The organism is Streptomyces sp. NPDC107559 (assembly GCF_055657365.1).
This window is the reverse complement of sequence record NZ_JBVKBD010000009.1, coordinates 292,310-310,070: the sequence shown is the minus strand read 5'-3', so window position 1 is coordinate 310,070 and position 17,761 is coordinate 292,310. Positions and strand designations below refer to the sequence as shown.

Here is a 17,761-nt window from a genome sequence, read left to right as displayed (position 1 = left end):
ACTGAAAGGCAACACCCGTGACTGTTGAAGACACCACGACGGACGGGCCGGTGGCAGCCCCACCGGCCGCCCCGGAGGCCATCAAGGCCATCCCGGTCCGTCACTACGGGCGGTACGTCTCCGCCGTCATCGCGCTGGCCCTGATGGCCGGTGTGGTCTACGCGTTCTCCCAGGGCAAGATCAACTGGGGTGCGATCCCGGACTACTTCTTCGACGACCGCGTCCTGCAGGGCGTGGGCAAGACGCTCCTGATAACGGTGCTGTCGATGACGATCGGCATCGGCGGCGGCATCCTGCTCGCCGTGATGCGCCTGTCGAAGAACCCGGTGACCTCGTCCATCGCGTGGTTCTACATCTGGTTCTTCCGCGGCACCCCGGTCCTGGTGCAGCTCGTGGTCTGGTTCAACCTGGGCCTGGTCTTCGAGTACATCAACCTCGGTCCGTTCTACAAGGACCAGTGGTCGGACTTCATGACCCCGTTCCTGACCGCGCTGCTCGGCCTGGGCCTGAACGAGGCCGCGTACATGGCCGAGATCTGCCGCGCCGGTCTGCTCGCGGTCGACGAGGGCCAGACCGAGGCCGCGCACGCGCTGGGCATGAGCCACGCCAGGACGCTGCGCCGGATCGTCATCCCGCAGGCGATGCGCGTGATCGTGCCGCCGACGGGCAACGAGGTCATCAACATGCTGAAGACGACCTCGCTGGTGTCGGTCGTCCAGTACTCCGAGCTGTTCCGCGTCGCCCAGGACATCGGCCAGACCTCCGGCGCACCCGCCGAGATGCTGTTCCTGGCGGCGGCCTGGTACCTGCTGCTGACCTCGGTCTTCAGCGTCGGCCAGTACTACCTGGAGCGGTACTACGCCCGGGGCTCCAGCCGCTCGCTGCCGCCCACGGTGTTCCAGAAGGTCAAGAGCAACATGCTGTCCCTGAGCCGTCCGAAGGGAGGCCTGGCATGACCGAGACGCTGAGCGGGGCGGACACGCCCGCGCGCTCCTCCGCCGTCCCGATGGTCAAGGCCGAGGACGTCCACAAGTCCTTCGGCCACGTCGAGGTCCTCAAGGGGATCGACCTGGAGGTGAAGACCGGCGAGGTGTTCTGCCTCATCGGCCCCTCCGGCTCCGGCAAGTCGACCTTCCTGCGGTGCATCAACCACCTGGAGAAGGTCAACGCCGGGCGGCTGTACGTCGACGGCGAGCTGGTCGGCTACCGCCAGAAGGGCGACAAGCTCTACGAGCTCAAGGACAGCGAGGTCGCGCTGAAGCGCCGGGACATCGGCATGGTCTTCCAGCGCTTCAACCTGTTCCCGCACATGACGGCCGTCGAGAACGTCATCGAGGCGCCGGTCCAGGTCAAGGGCATCGGCAAGGCCCAGGCCAGGGAGCGTGCGATGCAGCTCCTGGAGCGGGTGGGCCTGGCCGACAAGGCCGGGAACTACCCCTCCCAGCTCTCCGGCGGCCAGCAGCAGCGGGTGGCCATCGCCCGGGCCCTGGCCATGGACCCGAAGCTGATGCTCTTCGACGAGCCGACCTCGGCCCTCGACCCGGAGCTGGTCGGTGACGTCCTGGACGTCATGCGCGACCTCGCCGAGTCCGGCATGACGATGGTCGTCGTCACCCACGAGATGGGCTTCGCCCGTGAGGTCGGCGACAGCCTGGTCTTCATGGACGGCGGTGTGGTCGTCGAGTCCGGCAACCCGCGCGAGGTGCTGACGAACCCGCAGCACGAGCGGACCCAGGCGTTCCTGTCCAAGGTGCTGTAGCCCGGCGCCGAGGCACGACGGAAGAGGGGCGGTACGGAATCCCGTACCGCCCCTCTCCACGTCCTGCCGCCTGCCGACGGCTGCCTGCTGCCTGCTACTTGAGCGCGAGCAGCAGGGTGTCCGAGGGCGAGCACCACACCGGGCGGGCCTCCCCGAAGCCCTTCTCGCGCAGCACGCGCGCGTGCCATGCGGGGGACGGCATCTCGCCGTCGGCGTGCTCGCCGTAGATCTCGAAGCGGCGGGCGGTCGGCACGGCGAGGACCGGGTCCTGGGCGGCCACCTGCCACCACGCGGCCCAGTCGAGGGCACCGGCGTCCCTGGCCCGCTCCCTGCGGGCGTGGCTCCAGGCGCGCTCCGCCGCGTTGAGCCGGGGTGTGCTCTCGTCGATCATGTGGTCCGCGTTCATGAAGACACCGCCGTCCCGGACGAGTTCCGCGATCCGGCCGTAGAGGACCGCGAGGGGTTCCCGGTGCAGCCAGTGCAGGGCGGTGGCGGTCAGCACGGCGTCGTACGAGTCGTACGGCAGCCGCGCCGGCCAGTCGGGGTCCTTGAGGTCTGCGGTGACGAAGGAGACCCGCTCGTCACCCGCGAAGGTGCCCTCGGCGATGGCGAGGAGGGCCGGGTCGAGATCGACACCGGTGCTGACGGCTCCGGGGAAGCGGGCGAGCAGCCGCGCGGTGATGCTGCCCGTGCCGCAGGCCAGGTCCAGCACGCGCGGGGTGGTGCCGACGAGCGCCTCCACCATGTCCAGCATGATCCGGAAGCGCTCCTCGCGATCCGGCATGTACCACTCCTGCTGCCGGTCCCAGCTCTCCTGCCAGGCCGGCCAGTCCGCGCCGTTCGTCCCGGTGGTACCCGTCGTGGTCGTGTCCGCGTTCGTCACCGCATCCTCCGCCGCGCGCTCCAACGTAATACCCTGCATGCACGACCGGCTGTTACCCCGACCGCATCCAAGACCATAGAGCGCCCCCGTAAGGACTACAAGTGGAACTGGCCTATTACTCGGATTACGCCGTCCGTCTCGTCAACAGCGAGGAACCGGCCCGGGGCAACGACTCGCTGACCTCGGTCGGGGCCGTCCGCGACCTCTTCGGCGGCAACCAGTCGGCGGCACGGCGCGCCACCGACGCGGACGTCACGCGGTTCCGCTCGGTACGCGCCCGGCTGCGCGCGGTCTTCGAGGCGGCGGACGGCGGCGACGAGACCCTCGCGGTGGACCTGCTGAACTCGCTGCTCCTGGAGTTCCCGGTGAGCCCGCAGATCTCCGGGCACGACTTCCGGGACGACGACGGCCGCCCGCTGTGGCACATGCACCTGGCGGACCATCCGTCGAACGCGACCGCCGGCTATGCCGCGATCGCCGCGATGGGGCTCGCCTTCCACCTCACCGAGTACGGCGTCGACCGGCTCGGCCTGTGCGAGGCCGCCCCCTGCCGCAACGCCTACCTGGACACCTCGACCAACCGGTCGCGGCGCTACTGCTCCGACCGCTGCGCGACCCGCGCCAACGTGGCCGCCTACCGCGCCCGCAAGCGCCAGGAGGCGGACCGGTCGGAGAAGACCGGCCTGGCGGCCGACAGCGCCCACCGCAGCAGCGCGAAGGGCGCCCGCTGATCGGGCCTGCGCGGCCGGAAGCGGAAACAGACCCGGCCCAGGATCAGGTCGTCGGGCACCACGCCGTAGTCGTTGCTGTCGTTGCCGGCGAACGAGTTGTCCGCGAGCACCCACCAGCCGCCCTCGCGCCGCTGGGTGGCGCGCTTGACGATGAGCAGGTCCTGCTGGAGGGGATGCCGCAGGACGACGATGTCACCGGGCCTGATCCGGCCCCGGTGACGCACCACCAGCTGGTCGCCGTGGTACAGCGTCGGCACCATCGACGGCCCGGTCACCTCGGCCAGCCCGAACGGCTGCCCCGTCCGCCCGCGCTCGGTCTCCTGCGACAGCTCCGGCATCACCCGGCACCTCCCCGGTCGGTCCTCCACCAGTCCCAGTGTGACTCCGGACTTTTGCCCTAAGCCCACAGGGGCACTCGCGAAAACCCCTCCCTCAGGGAGTAATGTCCCACCTGAGAAGACGATCACGAGGAAGGAACGCTCCATGCTTTCCCGCCTGTTTGCCCCCAAGGTCAAGGTCAGCGCGCACTGCGACCTGCCCTGCGGCGTGTACGACCCGGCCCAGGCCCGCATCGAGGCGGAGTCGGTGAAGGCTGTCCAGGAGAAGATGGCCGCCAACGACGACCCGCACTTCCAGGCCCGCGCCACGGTCATCAAGGAGCAGCGCGCCGAGCTCGCGAAGCACCACGTGTCCGTGCTGTGGAGCGACTACTTCAAGCCCCCGCACTTCGAGAAGTACCCGCAGCTGCACCAGCTGGTCAACGACACCCTGAAGGCCCTGTCGGCCGCCAAGGCCTCGACGGACCCGAAGACCGGTGAGAAGGCTCTCGAGCTCATCGCCGAGATCGACAAGATCTTCTGGGAGACCAAGAAGGCCTGATCCCGTATCAAGCCTCCTGGCCCGCGGCCCACTTGACCGCGGCGCCTCCCCTCCGCACCCGGTCCGCCCGGGACGCCCTGTCAGGCGTCCGGGGCGGACCGGGTGCGGTGCTTCATGGGCCGTGCGCGATGTCGCTCACGGTGCATGTGGTGCGTGAGGTGCGCGAGGTGTCGCAACTGCCACGCACATGACGATTCGGGCACCCCGCTCCTTCGTTGGTTGAACTCTCATATAGCTTTTGTCTGCGTCATACATGTGATGCACACGAGGGGATACGAGGGGACAGGGGCAGGGGCGGGGCATGAGACGTCGTGGGTGGGGTGCGGCCGTTGTGGCGGTCGCGGCAGTGACCGGAACGCTGGTCTTCCAGTGGATCGGAGACGGAGACGGTTCGGGGGACGAGGGGAAGTCCGGGCCGATCCGGACCAGTACGACGACGGCCGCGTTGACGGTGTCCGGAGACGGCACGTCGGCCCGGCTGGACCGGCGCGACACCGCGCCCTTCAGCCTGCTCGGGGTCAGCTGGACCGACCCGGCCACACACGTGACCGGCACCGTCGAGGCCCGGGCCCGGAGCACGGCGAACGGCACGTGGTCCAAGTGGCAGCGGCTCGACGGCAACAGCGGGGACGGCGCGCAGGACGCGTCCCGCGGCGGCACCGCCCCGACGTGGTTCGGCCCGTCCGACGGGGTGGAGGTGCGGATGTCCGGCGGGTCGTCCCGGCGGCTCCCCGAGGGCCTGCGGGTGGCCATGGTCGATCCCGGCAGCAGTACGACCTCTCGGCTGGAGCCGGCGGGCTTCGTGATGGACCCGGTCGATCCCACCGACATCGCGGCCTCGGTCACCCCGGACCCGCCGTCGGAGCCGGCCTCCGCCGATCCGTCCGCGCCCGAGTCCGCCGAGCCCCCGCCGGCCGAGACGACCTCCGCCGCGCCCACGGAGACGGCGGCCCCGGCCCAGAGCCCGAGCGTCTCCCCCACTGTCTCCGCGCCGGCCTCGGCCACGCCGAGCGTGTCGGCGTCGTCGGTGCCCCCGGCCCCGGCGTCCACCGCGCCGCGCCCGCCGATCACCTCACGGCAGGACTGGGGCGCGGACGAGTCCATCAGCCCCGAGGAGCCCGGCTATCTGCCCGGCGGGAAGATCAAGGCGGTGGTGCTCCACCACACCGCCACCTCCAACGACTACACCTGCGCCCAGGCACCGGCCGTCATCCGGTCCGTCTACGCCTACGACGTGCAGGAGCTGACCTGGAAGGACATCGGCTACAACTTCCTCGTCGACAAGTGCGGCACGATCTACGAGGGCCGCAAGGGCGGGGTGGACCGGCCGGTGATGGGCGCGCACGCCTACGGCTTCAACTCCGAGACCACCGGTATCGCGATCATCGGTGACTACAGCACCCTCGCCCCGTCGAAGGAGGCGATGACCTCGGTCGCCCGGCTCGCCGCGTGGAAGCTCGGCCAGTACGGCGTCGACCCGACCGGCACCACCACCCTCACCGCGGGCGCGGCCGGTCCGAACTACTTCCGCCAGACGTGGACCGCGGGCACCAAGATGACCTTCCCGGTCATCCACGGCCACCGGGACGGCTACAACACGGTGTGCCCGGGTGACGCCTACTACAACCTGCTGCCCACGATCCGCGCCTGGGCGGGCGGACCGGTCGAAGGACTCACGCTGGACTCGGTCACCGGCGACGGCATGTCCGGCACCACCGTGCTCACCGGCTCGGCGGTCGCCCTGAAGTGGTCGGCCACCACTCCGGCCGTACTGGTCAGGCAGTACGACGTGCTGGTCGACGGCAAGGTCGCGGCCACCGTCGCCGGCTCCGCGACCTCCGCCCGGGTGGACCTGACGCCGGGCACCCACAAGGTCGCCGTACAGGGCGTCCACCAGTCCGGCTGGGCCGCGGTCAGCACGGACGTCACCGTGCTCGCCGAGCCCGCCCCGGCCACCACGGATGCCACCACCCCGACCGCCACACCCACCACCCCGGTACCGACGACCACACCCACCACGCCGGCGCCGGCCACCACGCCCACCACGAAGCCCAGCGCCACCGCCGACAAGACCCCGCCCGCCTTCTCCACCAAGCCGAACCTCGCCCTGGGGCTCGGCACGGTGAACACCACGGCCGTCCCCCTCGCCCTGAAGTGGAAGGCCACCGACGCGGGCGGCCTGAAGGAGGTCCGTCTCACCGCGCCGGTCGCGAAGACGTACGGCCCGACGGTCCTGAGCGCGAACCTCACCGCCAAGCCCGGTGTGGCGACGACCTGGAAGATGACCGCGTACGACCGGGCGGGCAACACCGCCTCGGCCTCCGTGAGCGGCACCCCCGTGCTCCTGCAGGAGACCTCGGCCACGAGGACGGGCACCTGGACGGCCAAGTCGTCGACCAGCTACCTGGGCGGCAAGTCGTACGGCAGCTCCGCCAAGAACGCGTCGCTGACCTGGACCTTCACCGGCCGTTCGGCGGCCCTGGTGGTCTCGCGCGCCGCGACCTCCGGACAGGTCTACGTCTACGTGGACGGCGTGAAGACCGCCACCGTGGACCTGAAGTCGACGACGACGAAGTACCGCGACGCGATCTGGACGAAGACCTGGTCCGCCAGTGCCAGGCACACGGTGAAGATCGTGGTCGTCGGCACCGCGGGCCGCCCGACGGTCACCACCGACGGGCTGGTCTACCTGAAGTAGCCCGACCCGCGGCCCTTCGGGGGCCACCGTGCCATGCTGGTGCGGTGGCCCTCGAAGATCTGGTCCGGTTGCGGCAGGCGCGCGACCGCATGGACCGTGAGTACGCCGAGCCGCTCGACATCGCCGCGCTCGCGCATACCGCGCTGATGTCCCCCGGGCACTTCCAGCGCAGCTTCCGGGAGGCGTACGGCGAGACGCCGTACGCCTACCTCATGACCCGCCGGGTCGAGCGCGCCAAGACCCTGCTGCGCCGCGGCGACCTCAGCGTGACCGAGGTGTGCCTCGCGGTCGGCTGTACGTCGCTGGGCTCCTTCAGCTCCCGGTTCACCGAGCTGGTCGGCGAGACCCCGAGCGCCTACCGGGCCCGCTCGCACGGCTCGCAAGAGGACCTCGCGGCGATCCCGCCCTGCGTGGCGCGGACCTTCACCCGCCCGAGACGATCGTTAGGTTCGAGACCATGGACCTGAAACTCAAGCAGTGCTTCATCGCCGTGGACGACCACGACAAAGCGCTCGCGTTCTACCGCGACGTCCTCGGCATGGAGGTGCGCAACGACGTCGGCTTCGAGAACATGCGCTGGGTGACCGTCGGCTCGCCGCTCCAGCCGGACGTGGAGATCGTGCTGGAGCCGCCGGGCGCGAGCCCGGACGCCTCCCCGGCCGACAAGGAGGCGATGGCCCGGCTGCTGGCCAAGGGCATGCTGCGCGGGGTCATCTTCACCACCACCGACTGCGAGGCGCTGTGCGAGCGCGTCCAGGACGCCGGTTACGACCTGCTCCAGGAGCCGATGGACCAGCCCTACGGGGTGCGCGACTGCGCGTTCCGGGACCCGGCGGGGAACATGCTGCGGTTCATCCAGCGAAACGACTGACCTGCGCCGTGGGGCCGTTGCCTACGATCCCCGCATGGACATCCGCTGGACGTACGCCTTCGTGGACCGGCCCGCCGCGCACCTGGACCGGGCCCACGCCTTCTGGACCGCCGTCACCGGCACCGAACTGTCGCAACCAAGGGGCGAGCACGGCGAGTTCACGACCCTGCTGCCGAAGGGGGCCGACGCCTGCGTGAAGGTGCAGGGGGTCGCCGGCGGGGACGGCGGCGCGCACTTCTGCCTCTGCGTCGAGGACGTGGCCCGGTTCGCGGCCGAGGCGCTGCGGCTCGGCGCGCGGACGGTCGCCGAGCACGCGGGCTGGACCGTACTGCGTTCGCCCGGCGGGCCGTTGTTCTGCGTGGTGCCGTGGCACGGCGAGGCGGTCCGGCCTCCCGTGGTGCGGGGCAGCCGTCTCGACCAGGTCAGCCTCGACCTGCCGCCGTCGGCGTACGAGGCCGAGATCGCCTTCTGGAGCGCCCTGTTGCCCGGCTGGGAGGCACGGCCCGGTTCGCTCCCCGAGTTCCATGTGATCGCGCCGCCGGCCGGGCTGCCGGTGCGCATCCTCCTGCACCGCCTGGACGAGGAGCGCCCCGCCTCCGCCCATCTGGACCTGGCCTGCGCGGACATCGAGGCGACCGCCGCCGGGCACGAGCGGCTGGGCGCGGTGGTGATCTCCCGTCACCGGCACTGGACGGTGATGCGGGACCCGGCCGGCGGCACGTACTGCCTCACCGGCCGCGACCCGGAGACCGGCGGCCTGCCCCGCAGCGCGGGCTAGGACCCGTCCGGTCTCAGAACTCCGTCACTTCCAGGTCTCCACGTCCACCACGGCGTCCACCGGGATGGGCCCGTACACGTGCGGGAACTCCTCGCCGCCGGGCTCCGGCGCCTCGTACTTCACCGGGGCGCCGAGCCGGTCGGGGTCCACGACCAGGACCACCAGGTCGTCGGGGGCGTCCGGCGCGCCGTACAGGAACGCGGCCACCCGCGGGAGCTGGGCGCGGGTCGAGCAGTGGATGAAGCCCTCCTCGGCGAGGGTGCGGCCACGGGTCGACATGGCGTACGCGCCGGCTTCACGGGCCGCGTCCCACAGGGCGCGTTCGGTGATGTGCAGGAGGTACGGGTACGGGTGTTCGGCCATGGGAGCACGCTAGCCCTTCGAACGGGCCTCGTACGACCGCGTACGGCCGCCCACGGGTCCCGGTACGGCCGCGCACGGGTCCGGTACGGCCGGGGTTTTCTCGCGACCGGTCCGGCACGTCCCGGCCGACGGGTTCAGGGGCCCTCCGCGCGCCGGTTCGTACGGCCGGCCGGGCCGGTCGCCTGGCCCGTCACGGGGTCCGTCGCGGAACGGGTAGCGGGGCCGGTCGCCGGATCGGTGGCGACACCGGCCGGGGCACCGGGTGCCGGGCCCCTCGCGGAGCCGGCCGGGGAACCGGTCGCGGTGCCAGTCGTGGAGCCGGCCGGGGAACCGGTCGCGGTGCCGGGTTCGTCCGCCGGGACGGCGCCGCCACCGGCGTACGCCTCGCAGGCGCGGTTGCGGCACGGGCCGGGGCCCCACACCGGAACCCAGACGCCCAGCGTCTTGTACCGCCGGGCGGCCGTCCGGACGGGCTGTCCACAGACGGGACAGACATGTTCGTCTCTGTCCATGTCATCAGCGTAGGACGGACGCGCGCTCGGCGCTCCCGGCCGCGACCGCCCCACCGGCGGACCGCGGGCCCCGCACCCCGTGGGGAAGTGCGGGACCCGCGGCACCGGAGCCCCCGTGACCGCCTCGGCCCGGCGGGATCGGGAGCCGCGTGACCCGGCCGACTCCGGGTCACCGGACCCGCGCTCAGTCGCTGCGCCGGGTCACGTACTCGGCCAGGGCGAGCAGGCCGCCCGCGCACTCCGGTTCCGGAATCACCCGGGCCAGTTCACCCATCGCCCGGGACATCCGGTCGGCCGCCTGGCTCTGCGCCCAGTCCCGGCCGCCGGCCCGCTCCACGGCGAGCGCGATACGCGCCGTCCCCGCACCGTCCGCCTTCCCGCCCGGCACCGCGTACAGCTCGGCCAGCTCGGCGGCGGCCGGTGTGCCGGAGGTCAGCGCGGCGACCACGGGCAGCGACTTCTTGCGGGCGGTCAGGTCCGCTCCGGCGGGCTTGCCGGTGCGGTTCGGGTCGCCCCAGATGCCGATCACGTCGTCGATGAGCTGGAAGGCCAGCCCGGCCTGGCGGCCGAACGTGTCCAGCGCGTCGACGTCGTCCTCGGCGGCCCCCGCGTACAGCGCGCCCAGGGCGCAGGCACACCCCAGGAGCGCTCCCGTCTTGGCCTCGGCCATGGCGAGCACCTCGTCGAGGGTGACGTCGGCCGGGTCGCGCCCCTCCAGGGCCGTGTCCGCCTGCTGTCCGGCACACAGTTCGACCACACACGCGGCGAGCCGGGCGGCAGCCGCCCCGGCCGCCGGGTGCGGGTCCTCGGCGAGCAGCCCGAGCGCCAGCGCCTGGACGGCGTCACCGGCGAGGATGGCGTCGGGGTCGCCGAACACGGTCCAGGCGGTGGGCCGGTGCCGACGTGTGGTGTCGCGGTCCATCACGTCGTCGTGCAGCAGCGTGAAGTTGTGGATCAGCTCCACCGCGGCGGCCGCCCGCACGGCGCTCTCCCGTGCGCCCGGCCCGCCGAGCGCGGCGGCCGCGGTGAGCACGAGCGCGGGGCGTATCGCCTTGCCCGCGTGGGCCGCCGCCGGTGTGCCGTCGGCGTGCTCCCAGCCGAAGTGGTAGAGCGCGACCCGGCGCATGGAACCCGGCAGCGAGTCGAGAGCCGCGCGCAGCTCGGGGTCGACCGAGGCCCGCGCCCGCTCCAGGATCACCGCCGCCTCGTGCCCGTCGGCCGGAGCGGGCCGCCCGCGCCCCGGGGTCGCGATGGTCGTCCGCTGTTCGAGCGTCTCGGTTCTCCCCTGTGTCGTGAACTCGGTCATGGAATCCCCTTCGAAGCAGCGGCGCACGGCGGCGCGTCGGACGCTTCCGCCCCGGCCGGGCGCACCCCCCTGGCGTGCGCCCGGCCGTACGCGCCGGAACCCGAGGTCCCGGCAGGCGAGTTCACCGCCAGCGGCCGATCTCGACGTTCTCCAGGACGCCGAGGGCGTCCGGCACCAGGACCGCGGCCGAGTAGTAGGCCGTCACCAGGTAGTTGATGACCGACTGTTCGTTGATGCCCATGAACCGCACCGACAGGCTCGGCTCGATCTCGTCCGGGATGCCGGACTGGCGCAGGCCGACGACACCCTGCTCCTCCTGGCCCAGGCGCATCGCGATGATGGAACTGGTCCGGGCCTCGGTGACCGGGATCTTGTTGCACGGGTAGATCGGGACGCCGCGCCAGGTGGGAATGCGGTTCCCGCCGACGTCGATCGTCTCGGGGACGAGTCCGCGCTTGTTGAGTTCGCGGCCGAACGCGGAGATCGCGCGCGGGTGGGCGAGGAACAGCTTCGTGCCGCGCCGCCTGCTGAGCAGTTCGTCCATGTCGTCCGGGCTGGGGACGCCGTCGTGCGGCTGGAGCCGCTGGTCGTACTCGCAGTTGTGGAGCAGCCCGAACTGCCGGTTGTTGACCAGTTCGTGCTCCTGGCGTTCCTTCAGCGCCTCGACGGTGAGCCTCAACTGCTGCTCGGTCTGGTTCATCGGCTGGTTGTAGAGGTCCGCCACGCGCGTGTGGATGCGCAGGACGGTCTGGGCGATGCTCAGTTCGTACTCGCGCGGCCTGGCGTCGTAGTCGACGAAGGTGTGCGGGATCTCGGTCTCGCCGGAGTGGCCGGCCGCGAGGTCGACCGCCTTCTCGCCGTACTTGTTGGTCCGCTGCTCGGGGATGGCGCGCAGCCGCCCGATGTGCTCGCCGAGCGTCTCGGCGCGCTCCGCGATCTGGTCGAGGTCCTGGCGGGACAGGATCAGGACCGTGCAGGCGGTGTCCGCGCGGGCGGTGTACTCCCAGATGGCCTCCGGGTCGACCAGCGCCGCCTCCCCGAAGTAGGCGCCGTCGGCGAGGACGCCCAGCACGGCGTCGTCGCCGTAGGGCCCGGTGCCGACCTTCTCCACCCTGCCGTGCGCCAGCAGGTACACCTCGTCCGTGCGGCTGCCGAACGAGGCGATCAGCTCGCCCGGGGCGTACTCCCGCTGCCGGCAGCGCTGGGCCAGCTCGGCGAGCACCTCCTCGTCCTCGTAGTCCCGCAGGGCGGGCAGTTCGCCCAGCTCGGCGGGGATGACCTCCACCCGGTCCCCCGTCTTCACGAACGTGATGCGGCCGTCACCGACCGCGTAGGTCAGGCGCCGGTTCACCCGGTACGTGCCGCCCTGCACATCCACCCAGGGCAGCATGCGCAGCAGCCAGCGCGAGCTGATCTCCTGCATCTGGGGAGCGGACTTGGTGGTGGTGGCCAGGTTCCGCGCTGCGGCCGTGCCGAGGCTCTGCTGCGGCTTGCCCTGATCCGTGCGGACCTCTTCGCCTACCGACATTCTGAATTGCCCTCCCGTCATGCACCGGTGCCGTTCGCACCGGGCACCGATCTCGCGGACCAGCCTTCCATCACGGAGCGTGGCGGTGCTATTACCCGAAAGAGCGGGAATGGATCACCGGGCGGCGGGGCACGAAGCGCGATCCCGGGCGGCCGCCGCGCCGCCGTGCCCGTGGGGCGGCAGCCCCGATCAGGACAGGTGTCCGACAATGGCGGGGTGACCGGCTCCGATCTCCTCGCCCCCCTGCGGCCCCGGCTGCCCTCGCCGCTCCAGGAGGTCGAGGACGCCCGGTTCGCCCGGCACGGCGTCCGGCTGCTGCTCAAGCGCGACGATCTGATCCACCCGGAGCTGATCGGCAACAAGTGGCGCAAGCTGGCGCCGAACCTCGAAACGGCGGCGGGACGGCCGATCGTCACCTTCGGGGGCGCGTACTCCAACCATCTGCGCGCCACCGCCGCGGCCGGCCGCCTCCTGGGGCTGCGCACGACCGGTGTGGTCCGGGGGCAGGAGCTGGCCGACCGTCCCCTCAACCCCTGTCTGGCCCGCTGTGCGGCCGACGGGATGCGGCTGCACTTCGTCGACAGGTCGACGTACCGTGCGAAGGCGGAGCCGCGGACCCTGGCCGCGATTCTGCGGGCGGTCCACGCCGAAGACGCCCTTGTCGTGCCCGAGGGCGGCAGCAACGCCGAGGCGGTCCGGGGCTGTGTGTCCCTCGGCGGCGAGCTGAGCGGCCTCGCCGACGTGGTCGCCGTCGCCTGCGGCACCGGCGGCACCCTGGCCGGTCTGGCCGCCGGGCTCGCCCCCGGCCAGCGCGCCCTGGGCATACCGGTGCTCAAGGGCGGCTTCCTGACCGCCGAGACACAGGCGCTCCAGGAGCGGGCGTTCGGCCGCCGCCGCGGCGCCTGGTCCCTCGACGACCGCTTCCACTTCGGCGGCTACGCCCGCACCACCCCCGAACTCGACGCCTTCGCGACGGACTTCGAACAGCGCCATGGGCTGCCCGTCGAGCGTCTCTATGTCGCCAAGTTGCTGTACGGACTTGTCGCCCTCGCCGACGAGGGCCGGCTGGCACCGGGAAGCACCCTCGCGGCGGTGATCACCGGCCGCCCGTGACCGGTGGGCGCACGCCCCTCACCGGGCGGCCGACCGAAGCCCCCGTACGTCGCGCACACCCGCTCCCGCCCTTCACGGGCGGCTGCTCACGCCGCCTCCCGGTAGGCCGCCGCCTCCTCCAGGTCCAGCCGGCGCAGCAGGGTGCGCAGCATCTCGTCGTCGATGTAGCGGCCGTCGCGCAGCCTCACGAAGACCTCGCGCTCGGTGCCGATCATCTCCCTCGACAGCCGGCGGTAGGTGTCGTCGACGGTCTCGCCGGTGACGGGGTTGGCCTGGCCGAGCCGTTCCCAGACGGCGTTGCGGCGGCGCTCCAGGACCATGCGCAGACGGTCGGCGAGCGGGGGCGGGAGGGCGTTGCGTTCGTCGGCGAGGAGTTCCTCCAGGTGCCGTTCGGCGGCCCGGGAGGCCTGCGCCTGCGCGTTGGCCTCGGCGAGGGTGGCGGCCTGCGGGTCGGGCGTGGGGAGCTTCAGCAGCCGGATCAGCGGGGGCAGGGTCAGGCCCTGCACCACCAGGGTGCCGATGACGGTGGTGAAGGTCAGGAAGAGGATCATGTTGCGCTGCGGGAACGGCGCGCCGCCGCCGTGCATGGTCATCGGGATCGAGAAGGCGATGGCCAGGGAGACCACGCCGCGCATCCCGGCCCAGGAGGTGATCATCGCCCCCTTCCAGGTGGGGTTCTCCTCGCGTTCCCGGAGCCGCACCGACAGCAGTCGCGGCAGGAAGGCCGCCGGGTACACCCACACGAACCGGGCCGCGACGACCACCAGGAAGAGGACCACCGCGTACCCGGCGGCGTCGGCGCCCTCGTCCGCGCCGAGTCCGCGCACGACGACGGGCAACTGGAGGCCGATCAGCGCGAAGACCGCCGACTCCAGGACGAAGGCGACCATCTTCCACACCGCCTCCTCCTGGAGCCGGGTGGCGAAGTCGACCTCCCACGCGCGGTGTCCCAGGTAGAGGGCGACGACGACCACGGCGAGGACCCCGGAGGCGTGGAACTGCTCGGCGACCGCGTAGGCGACGAACGGGATCAGCAGGGACAGCGTGTTCTGGAGGAGCGGTTCCTTCAGGTGGGTGCGCAGCCAGTGCAGCGGCGCCATCAGGACCAGGCCGACCCCGACGCCGCCGACCGCCGCGACCAGGAACTCGCCGACACCGCCGGCCCAGGTGGCGCCCTCGCCGACGGCGGCCGCGAGGGCCACCTTGTAGGCGGTGATGGCGGTGGCGTCGTTGAGGAGCGACTCGCCCTGGAGGATCGTGGTGATCCGGGAGGGGAGCCCGACCCGGCGGGCCACCGCCGTGGCCGCGACCGCGTCCGGCGGCGCCACCACCGCGCCCAGCACCAGCGCCGCCGTCAGTGGCATCCCCGGCACGAGCCAGTACACCGCCCAGCCGACCACGAAGGTCGCGAAGAGCACGTACCCGACCGACAGCAGCGCCACGGGACGCAGCTGGGCGCGCAGGTCGAGGTAGGAGCTGTCGGTGGCCGACGTGTACAGCAGCGGGGGCAGCAGCAGCGGCAGGACGACGTCCGGGTCGAGGGTGTAGTCCGGCACCCCCGGCAGATACGACACCAGCAGGCCGACCGCGACCAGCAGCAGCGGCGCCGGCACCGGGGTGCGCCGGGCCGCCGCGGCGATCGCGGCACTCCCCGCCACCAGCAACAGCAGTGGCATCACGTCCATGATCCTCGCCCGCCCTCGTATTCCGCGCCGCCGACCGTGCGGCCGTCGTAATCTGGCAATCATGAAACAGTGCACGCACTCGGACGCACTCCCGCACCCGGAACCAGCGGCGCTCACCGTCACGTGTCCGGAGTGCCTGACGGCCGGCACGCACCCGGTGCAGCTGCGCCTGTGCCTGACGTGCGGCCACGTCGGCTGCTGCGACTCGTCGCCGGGGCGGCACGCCACAGGACATCACGCGGACTCCGGCCACCCGGTGATGCGGACCTTCGAGCCGGGTGAGGACTGGCGCTGGTGCTTCGTGGATCACGTCCTCGTGTGACCCCGGACGGGCGCCCGCGAGACCGTCCGACGGGTACGGTTCGACCGTCTGACGTCTGGGTACGTCAACCCGGCGCGCGCTCTTCCCATTTGGGCCCGCAAACCCCTAGCCACGGAGCGTATCCGTAGGTTTACTATGAGTGACAGCAAGGGGTTGGGGTCCGGGGGACAGCAAAGTCGGGCGCGCGGTAGCGTCACCGCTGAACCACACTTCGTGTCACCCCGGGGGGCGACCCTCGGCCCCGAATAGCTTGTACCACCTTGGAGGTGAGGGTGTCCCAGATCGCAGGCGAGCCCGCGACCCAGGACTTCGTGGAAGTCCGGCTGCCGGCTGCGGGTGCCTACCTGTCGGTGCTGCGGACGGCCACGGCCGGCCTCGCGGCCCGTTTGGACTTCACCCTGGACGAGATCGAGGACCTGCGCATCGCCGTGGACGAGGCCTGCGCGATCCTGCTCCAGCAGGCCGTGCCGGGCTCCGTGCTCAGCTGCGTCTTCCGACTCGTCGACGACTCGCTCGAAGTGACCGTCTCCGCGCCGACCACCGATGGTCACGCTCCGTCACGGGACACCTTCGCCTGGACCGTGCTGTCCGCCCTCGCGGGCAAGGTCTCCTCCGCCGTGGACGACGACAAGACCGTGTCGATCAGCCTCTACAAACAGCGCGGCGCGGGACCCGGGCCGGCGTGAGGAACGGGGACGGGCCGGTGCGGGACGAAGAGCGCGGCGCACGGGGGCTGCCGGCCGAGAACACCGACCTGGACGGCTCCCGGCGCATGGCGGACGGCATCGACGGAATCCCCGAGCCGGCCCGGCCGCATCCGGAGGAACACACCTCGGAGGCCGGTCTCCCGGACGACGACGGGCAGCGGGATCGGGAAGGTGCCGTGCAGAGCGCGCCTCGGGAGCGGCGGTCCGGGGGCTTGCCCGGCCGGGCCGAGGCGAGAGCTCGGGGAAGGGCAACGGGCGGGACGATGAGCGAGCACGAGCGAGACGAGAAGCCGGACGCGCAGAGCGCGCCGCAGGCCACGCAGCACGACCCACAGGACCGCAGCGGAGCACGGGCCCTGTTCGTCGAACTGCGCCAGCTCAAGGAGGGCAGCGCCGAGTACGCGGAGCTGCGCAACCGGCTGGTCCGCATGCATCTGCCGCTCGTCGAGCATCTCGCGCGGCGCTTCCGCAACCGCGGCGAGCCGCTCGACGACCTCACCCAGGTCGCCACCATCGGCCTGATCAAGTCGGTCGACCGCTTCGACCCGGAGCGCGGTGTCGAGTTCTCGACGTACGCGACGCCGACGGTCGTCGGCGAGATCAAGCGGCACTTCCGCGACAAGGGCTGGGCGGTGCGCGTGCCCCGCCGGCTCCAGGAGCTGCGCCTCGCCCTCACCACGGCGACCGCGGAGCTCTCGCAGCAGCACGGCCGCTCGCCCACGGTGCACGAGCTCGCCGAGAAGCTGGCCATCTCGGAGGAAGAGGTCCTGGAGGGCCTGGAGTCCGCGAACGCGTACTCGACGCTGTCCCTGGACGTCCCCGACACCGACGACGAGTCCCCGGCGGTCGCCGACACCCTCGGCGCGGAGGACGAGGCGTTGGAGGGCGTGGAGTACCGGGAGTCGCTCAAGCCGCTCCTGGAGGACCTCCCGCCGCGCGAGAAGCGGATCCTGCTGCTGCGGTTCTTCGGCAACATGACCCAGTCGCAGATCGCGCAGGAGGTCGGCATCTCCCAGATGCATGTCTCCCGGCTGCTGGCGCGCACCCTGGCGCAGCTGCGGGAGAAGCTGCTCGTGGAGGAGTAGCGGCTACGGAGGAGTGGCGGCTACTTCGGCTCGTCCTGCTGCCGCGCGTTTCCGGGCCCCCGGATCCCGAGGGCCCGGGTCGTCTCCGCGTTGACGAGCAGTACGAGCGAGGCGACGGCCGCGATCGCCAGCGCGATACCGGCCGGGATCGCCGCGCTGTCGGCCTGGAGCAGGGTGTAGGCCACGGGCAGCGCCATGATCTGCGTGATGAGGGCCGGGCCCCGGCTCCAGCTGCGCCGGCCGAGCAGGCCGCGGGCGGCGAGCAGCGGCAGCAGGGAGAGCGCGATCAGCGTCACCCCGCCGGTCACCCCCTGGGTGCGGTCGGCCGAGTCGCCGGTGAGCCCGAGCACCAGGATCCACACGCCTCCGACGAGCAGCGCGAGTCCTTCGAGGGCGGCGAGCACGGCGGCGTACGTCAGCCGCCGCGGGCGGGGGCCGGCGTTCTCCGGCGTGATCTCGGTCTCGGAACTGGAGGGGCTCTGGCTGCTCACCCGAGAAGGGTAGCCCGGTCAGCCGGGCCTTCCGTGTCGAGCCTCACGTC

Annotated in this window: 20 protein-coding genes; 12 read left to right on the top strand and 8 right to left on the bottom strand. The window is 71.9% G+C overall.

The annotated features are described in order from the left end of the window. Window positions 1-17 precede the first annotated feature (17 nt). Complete coding sequence (locus tag ACZ7OY_RS26650) at window positions 18-956, top strand: amino acid ABC transporter permease (RefSeq protein ID WP_471913681.1); 939 nt, start codon at window positions 18-20, stop codon at window positions 954-956. Window positions 957-1,006: 50 nt separating this feature from the next. Next, entirely contained in the window at window positions 1,007-1,759 is a 753-nt protein-coding gene (locus tag ACZ7OY_RS26645; protein WP_471913753.1) for an amino acid ABC transporter ATP-binding protein, read from the top strand. Between the two features lie 94 nt (window positions 1,760-1,853). On the opposite strand, the gene ACZ7OY_RS26640 is transcribed toward ACZ7OY_RS26645, so the two are convergent. Continuing rightward, a complete protein-coding gene (locus ACZ7OY_RS26640) occupies window positions 1,854-2,642 on the bottom strand; it encodes a class I SAM-dependent methyltransferase (protein ID WP_471913680.1) in 789 nt (262 codons plus the stop codon). A 101-nt stretch (window positions 2,643-2,743) separates the two neighbouring features. On the opposite strand from ACZ7OY_RS26640, the gene ACZ7OY_RS26635 reads away from it, so the two are divergent. Further along, window positions 2,744-3,373: a CGNR zinc finger domain-containing protein gene (locus ACZ7OY_RS26635; RefSeq protein ID WP_385538054.1), complete on the top strand. Its 630-nt coding sequence runs from the start codon at window positions 2,744-2,746 to the stop codon at window positions 3,371-3,373. On the opposite strand, the gene sodX is transcribed toward ACZ7OY_RS26635, so the two are convergent. Continuing rightward, window positions 3,277-3,711: a nickel-type superoxide dismutase maturation protease gene (gene sodX, locus ACZ7OY_RS26630; protein WP_152892134.1), complete on the bottom strand. Its 435-nt coding sequence runs from the start codon at window positions 3,709-3,711 to the stop codon at window positions 3,277-3,279. The two genes, ACZ7OY_RS26635 and sodX, sit on opposite strands and share 97 nt — an antisense overlap. Window positions 3,712-3,856: 145 nt before the next feature. On the opposite strand from sodX, the gene sodN reads away from it, so the two are divergent. The 5 genes from sodN (at window position 3,857) to ACZ7OY_RS26605 (ending at window position 8,599) form a co-directional block, all read left to right on the top strand. Continuing rightward, window positions 3,857-4,252, top strand: a complete 396-nt coding sequence (sodN, locus tag ACZ7OY_RS26625; RefSeq protein WP_020130742.1) for a superoxide dismutase, Ni — start codon at window positions 3,857-3,859, stop codon at window positions 4,250-4,252. 301 nt (window positions 4,253-4,553) lie between these two features. Beyond that, window positions 4,554-6,950 carry a peptidoglycan recognition protein family protein gene (locus ACZ7OY_RS26620; RefSeq protein ID WP_471913679.1) on the top strand — a complete coding sequence of 799 codons (2,397 nt, stop codon included), beginning with the start codon at window positions 4,554-4,556 and terminating at the stop codon, window positions 6,948-6,950. Window positions 6,951-6,994: 44 nt separating this feature from the next. After that, on the top strand, window positions 6,995-7,417 hold the full coding sequence (locus tag ACZ7OY_RS26615) for a helix-turn-helix transcriptional regulator (protein WP_471913678.1): 423 nt from the start codon (window positions 6,995-6,997) through the stop codon (window positions 7,415-7,417). Next, window positions 7,408-7,821, top strand: a complete 414-nt coding sequence (locus ACZ7OY_RS26610; RefSeq protein WP_471913677.1) for a VOC family protein — start codon at window positions 7,408-7,410, stop codon at window positions 7,819-7,821. Before ACZ7OY_RS26615 ends, ACZ7OY_RS26610 begins: the two co-directional genes overlap by 10 nt. Before the next feature lie 34 nt (window positions 7,822-7,855). Continuing rightward, window positions 7,856-8,599, top strand: coding sequence for a VOC family protein (locus ACZ7OY_RS26605; protein WP_471913676.1), 744 nt, complete (start codon window positions 7,856-7,858; stop codon window positions 8,597-8,599). Window positions 8,600-8,623: 24 nt separating this feature from the next. Here the strand turns inward: ACZ7OY_RS26605 and ACZ7OY_RS26600 are convergent, their stop codons facing one another. From ACZ7OY_RS26600 to ACZ7OY_RS26585, 4 genes are all read right to left on the bottom strand, one after another. After that, window positions 8,624-8,962, bottom strand: coding sequence for a DUF952 domain-containing protein (locus ACZ7OY_RS26600; RefSeq protein ID WP_471913675.1), 339 nt, complete (start codon window positions 8,960-8,962; stop codon window positions 8,624-8,626). 134 nt (window positions 8,963-9,096) lie between these two features. Continuing rightward, on the bottom strand, window positions 9,097-9,474 hold the full coding sequence (locus ACZ7OY_RS26595) for a hypothetical protein (RefSeq protein WP_471913674.1): 378 nt from the start codon (window positions 9,472-9,474) through the stop codon (window positions 9,097-9,099). Window positions 9,475-9,658: 184 nt separating this feature from the next. After that, entirely contained in the window at window positions 9,659-10,780 is a 1,122-nt protein-coding gene (locus tag ACZ7OY_RS26590; protein WP_471913673.1) for a family 2 encapsulin nanocompartment cargo protein polyprenyl transferase, read from the bottom strand. 121 nt (window positions 10,781-10,901) lie between these two features. Next, window positions 10,902-12,308: a family 2B encapsulin nanocompartment shell protein gene (locus tag ACZ7OY_RS26585; protein WP_471913672.1), complete on the bottom strand. Its 1,407-nt coding sequence runs from the start codon at window positions 12,306-12,308 to the stop codon at window positions 10,902-10,904. A gap of 216 nt (window positions 12,309-12,524) precedes the next feature. On the opposite strand from ACZ7OY_RS26585, the gene ACZ7OY_RS26580 reads away from it, so the two are divergent. Beyond that, window positions 12,525-13,421, top strand: a complete 897-nt coding sequence (locus ACZ7OY_RS26580) for a 1-aminocyclopropane-1-carboxylate deaminase/D-cysteine desulfhydrase (RefSeq protein WP_471913671.1) — start codon at window positions 12,525-12,527, stop codon at window positions 13,419-13,421. A gap of 86 nt (window positions 13,422-13,507) precedes the next feature. Here ACZ7OY_RS26580 and ACZ7OY_RS26575 read toward each other — a convergent pair whose 3' ends face one another. Further along, on the bottom strand, window positions 13,508-15,106 hold the full coding sequence (locus tag ACZ7OY_RS26575) for a Na+/H+ antiporter (RefSeq protein ID WP_471913670.1): 1,599 nt from the start codon (window positions 15,104-15,106) through the stop codon (window positions 13,508-13,510). Between the two features lie 61 nt (window positions 15,107-15,167). On the opposite strand from ACZ7OY_RS26575, the gene ACZ7OY_RS26570 reads away from it, so the two are divergent. The 3 genes from ACZ7OY_RS26570 (at window position 15,168) to ACZ7OY_RS26560 (ending at window position 17,220) form a co-directional block, all read left to right on the top strand. Then, complete coding sequence (locus ACZ7OY_RS26570) at window positions 15,168-15,428, top strand: UBP-type zinc finger domain-containing protein (RefSeq protein WP_471913669.1); 261 nt, start codon at window positions 15,168-15,170, stop codon at window positions 15,426-15,428. Between the two features lie 272 nt (window positions 15,429-15,700). Continuing rightward, on the top strand, window positions 15,701-16,114 hold the full coding sequence (locus ACZ7OY_RS26565) for an ATP-binding protein (RefSeq protein WP_015657891.1): 414 nt from the start codon (window positions 15,701-15,703) through the stop codon (window positions 16,112-16,114). Beyond that, complete coding sequence (locus ACZ7OY_RS26560; RefSeq protein WP_471913668.1) at window positions 16,111-17,220, top strand: RNA polymerase sigma factor SigF; 1,110 nt, start codon at window positions 16,111-16,113, stop codon at window positions 17,218-17,220. The genes ACZ7OY_RS26565 and ACZ7OY_RS26560 overlap by 4 nt, the downstream gene beginning before the upstream one ends. A gap of 20 nt (window positions 17,221-17,240) precedes the next feature. On the opposite strand, the gene ACZ7OY_RS26555 is transcribed toward ACZ7OY_RS26560, so the two are convergent. Next, window positions 17,241-17,711, bottom strand: a complete 471-nt coding sequence (locus ACZ7OY_RS26555) for a hypothetical protein (protein ID WP_471913667.1) — start codon at window positions 17,709-17,711, stop codon at window positions 17,241-17,243. Window positions 17,712-17,761 lie beyond the last annotated feature (50 nt).